This window comes from Arthrobacter sp. 2YAF22_2, assembly GCF_052114645.1.
In the GTDB taxonomy this organism is placed as follows: Bacteria; Actinomycetota; Actinomycetes; order Actinomycetales; family Micrococcaceae; genus Arthrobacter.
Window position 1 is genome coordinate 1 of sequence record NZ_JBFRFD010000285.1, and the last position, 4846, is coordinate 4846.

General features: G+C 64.5%; 4 protein-coding genes. All 4 read left to right on the forward strand.

Features of this window, described 5'->3' with window-relative positions:
* On the forward strand, positions 1 to 916 hold a 916-nt coding region (locus AB4Y86_RS12205; protein WP_441402491.1), incomplete at its 5' end, for a hypothetical protein.
* A gap of 5 nt (positions 917 to 921) precedes the next feature.
* Positions 922 to 2343 carry a carboxylesterase family protein gene (locus AB4Y86_RS12210; RefSeq protein ID WP_441402494.1) on the forward strand — a complete coding sequence of 474 codons (1422 nt, stop codon included), beginning with the start codon at positions 922 to 924 and terminating at the stop codon, positions 2341 to 2343.
* Positions 2344 to 2720: 377 nt separating this feature from the next.
* The gene (locus AB4Y86_RS12215; protein WP_441402492.1) at positions 2721 to 4280 is read left to right on the forward strand and encodes a Re/Si-specific NAD(P)(+) transhydrogenase subunit alpha; all 1560 of its coding nucleotides are present in this window, start codon (positions 2721 to 2723) and stop codon (positions 4278 to 4280) included.
* Positions 4277 to 4846, forward strand: a 570-nt coding sequence (locus AB4Y86_RS12220) for an NAD(P)(+) transhydrogenase (Re/Si-specific) subunit beta (protein WP_441402493.1), incomplete at its 3' end; no start/stop codon positions are given. The genes AB4Y86_RS12215 and AB4Y86_RS12220, both read left to right, overlap by 4 nt.

A 4846-nucleotide genomic window follows, 5' to 3' on the forward strand; every position in this document is an offset into this window, starting at 1 on the left:
GTTCCAGCGCACCGCACCCTGGATGCTGCCGGCACCGAACTATCACGACCGCGTCACCGACGCCTTCACCTGGCTGCGACGCAAGGTCCCGCACTATGCACAGTGGAACCGCCTATGGGCGACGGTTCAGGGCATCCCCGGCCGCTTGCACACCGTGACGGCAGAGGAAGGCTGGGAGGGAGCACCACTGAGCGTCTCCCGCAAGAACCAAGAGGTCCGCGACGTGCTGACCGGGCTCCTCGCAGCTCAATTCGCGGAACGCCCGGACCTACTGGCTCATGCCGTTCCCAACTACCCTCCGGGCGCAAAGCGGATGCTCCGTGACAACGGGGTGTGGGCCGCCGCCCTCAAATCCCCGCACACGACAGTTGTGACAGCGGGTATCGATCGATTCACCGAGCGCGGCATAGTCGACGGTCATGGCGTTGAGCATGAAGTCGACATCGTCGTCTTCGCGACCGGCTTCAAGCCGTCGGATTACCTCGATGAGGTGGAGGTCATCGGTCGCGACGGTGTGGAGATTCACGACTTCTGGAAGGGCGACGCGCGCGCATACAACGGCATCACGGTGCCCGGCTTCCCCAACTTCTTCCTCATCTACGGCCCTAACGTCGGAGGTGTCGTCGCCGGGAGCCTGCACTTCATGATTGAACGTGCCGTCGAGTTCTCCCTCAAGTCTGTTTACGAGATCCTGCACAGGGGTGCCGCCGCCATCGACGTGAGGCCCGCGGCCTTGGACCGCTTTGTTGACTGGATCGACGCTGGCAACCGCCGGATGGCGTGGGGGCAGCCGTATGTGCACACGTGGTATCAGAACGCGCACGGCCGTGTTTCGCAAGTCTGGCCCTATACGAACGTGGAGTATTGGCAGATTACCGAGGCGGTCAGCGAGGGCGATCACGAGTTTATTCCGTGAACACCATGCTCGTGATTCCTACCCCGCGGTGGGCCGTGCGCGCCCATCTTCACGCAGGAGTGATCGACGCGCGGGGAGTGCGCTACGGGACTCCGAGGACTGATCCCCGGTTCGGTGAGATCGACGCGATTTCGTCAGGCGAAGTACAGACGCCGCCGATAGCCTTCCCACAGACGCCGGGTGTGCTCGACAACCTGCTGGGGCCCGCCCTCAGTGAGCTTGTGCAGCAGGAAGATGCGTTCACGCTTCGGGTCCAGGCGCCGGCGGGTGCCGACGGGCTTCCCGTCGTGTTCTTCATTCCCGGCGGCGGCTTCACGACCGGCTCGGGCGAAAGCCGGTGGTACGAGTCGACAACCTTCGTGCGTGACGCGCGCATCGTCCTCGTCACGGTGAACTACCGGCTCGGCGTGTCGGGGCACTTCGGTCCGATCGGGGACCCGGCAGAGTCGACCAAGCCCGTCCGCGATCTCCAGGCCGCTTTGGAGTGGGTGCGGGAGAACATCAGCGCCTTTGGCGGGGATCCCGGGAGCATAACGATCGCGGGAGATTCTGCGGGGGCGTGGTACGCCTACGCGCTCAGTACCGACCCCCGCATGCGCGGTTTGGCCGCGCGGACGCTGCTGATCAGCATGCCTCGGTTGGCGCCGCTGCCCGTGGACATCTGGCTTCGGCATCGGGCGGCGATCATCGACGCCGTGGGCTCAGAGACGGCTCTGCTGAGCGCGCCGGTCGGGGCGCTACTTGCAGCGCAGGGAAGCGCCCGGGCCGGCCTCCAGGCTTTTCCCTACATGCCCGCTGAATCACAGGAAACGCCGAGCGACCTGGCACGTTACGCTTCCTCCGCCCAGAGAATCCATACCGACGCTGTCCTTCTCATTACGACAGCCGAGGAGTCTGCCGGCTTCCTTCGTAGCCAGCCGCGCGCGGATTACTCGAAGGCAGACGTGGACCGGTTCATCGATCGGACCTTTACCGATCCCGCAGCAGCGGCGGCCCGTCTCGAAAGCTGTGGCGATGATCCTGACGCCTACTTACGAATAGTGCGCGCGGCCACGTTGGCGCACTTTCGCATACCCGCACTTGAGATCGCAGCCCACGCACCCGTCCCCGCGCAAGTCGTCCGGCTGGATCACCGCAGCAAGCTCGAGGCAGCCTACGCGCCACACTGCTTCGTTTTGCCGTTCATCTTCGGCGACACCGCCCAATGGCACGATGCCCCAATGCTCGAAGGCGCTTCGATGTCAGAATCGGCGCGGGTAACCGTCGCCATGCGAAAGCTGGTCACTGACTTCGTGCACAGGGGAGTGGCGAAGCCCGACCGATTCGACTGTCTTGCTCCACAAACACTCAGCCTTGACGCTGAAGGTATTCGCCTAGAGCCAGCGCTCGAAGCCGGGTTGAGCGTGCGCGACGCTGACAGCAAATAGGCCCATCGGTGGGAGCGCGGTCCTGAAATCGTAAAGCTTTCCCGATCAACCATAACGGACAGCCGACAAGGCAGGGCGGTGAAAGCCGCAACGAGATTGAGGATCCCTAAATATGCATGCAGAGACAGATTGTCTCGTCGTTACCATTCACGCTCGAAGAGAATTGGATGCCGCCTTGGACAGGGCTGTCGATCTCTTGAAGCCCGCAGCCATCCTCAGGCAGGCCGGTATCTCGGTCACGCGGCTGGCCCTTGGCCGCTACGAGGTGTGTCTCACGGGCGACGTCCCGCCGGGCGTAACGATAGAAAGCTGGGGCACATTCCGCAGACAGACAGACATACGATCAGGCCACGCACGCTACTAGGAGGACGAGCAAAATGACACGAATTGGGATCGTGGCCGAATTAGGCCACGAAACAAGGGTGGCAGCGACGCCCACGACTGTGAAGCAATTGTTGGGGTTGGGCTACGAGGTTGTGGTTGAGAAGGGTGCGGGGGAGTCTGCGTCGTTTCGTGATGAGGCGTATGCCGAGGCGGGTGCCGTTATTGTTGGGGCCGATGATGCGTGGGGCAGTGAGGTGGTGCTGCGGGTTAACCCGCCCACGGAGGAGGAGATTGGACGTCTGGCTGACGGGGCGACGCTGATCGGGTCGTTGAGCCCGGGGCTGCGTCCGGAGCTGGTGGAGGCGCTGGCTGCGCGTCCGATCACCGCCCTTGCCCTGGATGCGGTGCCGCGCATTTCGCGGGCGCAGTCGATGGATGTGCTCAGCTCGATGGCGAACATTGCCGGCTACCGGGCCGTGATTGAGGCTGCGCATGAATTCGGCAGGTTTTTCACGGGCCAGGTGACTGCCGCGGGCAAGGTCCCGCCGGCGAAGGTCCTGGTCGCCGGTGCCGGCGTGGCGGGTCTGGCGGCGATCGGGGCGGCGAGCAGCCTCGGCGCGATCGTGCGTGCCACGGACCCGCGGCCCGAGGTGGCCGACCAGGTGAAGTCCATCGGCGGGACCTACCTCAAGGTTGAGGTCGCCGARCAGATGCAGTCCTCGGACGGCTACGCGAAGGCCACGTCCGAGGCATACAACGCTCGGGCGGCGGAAATGTACACGGAGCAGGCACGGGACGTGGACATCATCATCACCACCGCCCTGATCCCGGGGCGTCCGGCGCCGAAGCTGCTCACGGCCGAGGACGTGGCAGGTATGAGGGCCGGCAGCGTGATCGTTGACATGGCCGCAGGGCAGGGCGGGAACGTGGAAGGCTCGGTCGCCGGGGAACGCGTGGTGACCGATAACGGTGTGGTGATCCTGGGTTACACGGACCTTCCGGCCCGGTTGCCGGCCCAGGCGTCCCAGCTGTACTGGACGAATATGCTGAACCTGCTCAAGCTCCTGACCAAGGACAAGGACGGGGTCCTGCGGATCGACTTTGATGACGTGGTGCAGCGCTCGGTGACGGTGGTCCGGGACGGAGAGAAGACCTGGCCGCCACCCCCGGTCCAGGTCTCCGCTGCACCGGTAGGGAAGACGGAAACCGGGACGGCGGTCGAAAGCACTGCGCCAAAGAAGAAGCAAGGCCTCAGCGCCGCAGTTAAGGCCGGGATCTTTGCCACGGGCATCGCAGTCTTGTTCTGGATCAACGCGGTGGCCCCGGCGCCGCTGCCGCAGCACTTCACGGTGCTCATGCTCTCGATCGTGGTCGGTTTCTACGTCATCGGCAAAGTCCACCACGCCCTCCACACCCCGCTGATGTCTGTCACCAACGCCATCTCCGGGATCATCGTCGTCGGTGCGCTGCTGCAGGTCACTTCCGAGAATCCCGTGATGCAGGTCCTGGCCGCGGTCTCGGTGCTGCTGGCCAGCATTAACATCTTCGGCGGGTTCGCTGTGACCCGGCGGATGCTCGCGATGTTCTCCCGCGGTGAGAAGACACGTTCATGAGCGAGGTACCCGAAGCAGCAGCCCGAATCGTATCGAGGAGCTTTACCGTGTCTGAAAACGTCTCCGGTCCGTTGACCGCAGAATCCATCGCGGGGGCGGCCTACATCGTCGCGGCCCTGCTGTTCATCCTCAGCCTTGCCGGTTTGAGCAGGCATGAGAAAGCCCGGTCCGGGGTCACCTACGGCATCACCGGCATGGTCATCGCCCTCGCCGCGACCATCTGGCTGACCCTGCAGGGCGCCTGGGGCACCGGCCACGGCCTGACCGGGCTGGCCCTGCTCGCAGGTGCGGTCCTGGTCGGCGGAGCCATCGGGCTCTGGCGTGCCCGCGTCGTGGAAATGACCGGCATGCCGGAGCTGATTGCGCTGCTGCACAGCTTCGTTGGCCTCGCCGCGGTGCTGGTGGGCTGGAACGGGCACCTCGAGGTCCCGGCCCTGTCCGCTGACCTGATGGCCGTCCACCACGCCGAGGTCTTCATCGGCGTGTTCATCGGTGCGGTGACCTTCACCGGCTCGATCGTGGCATTCCTGAAACTCTCGGCCCGGATGAAGTCCTCACCCCTGACG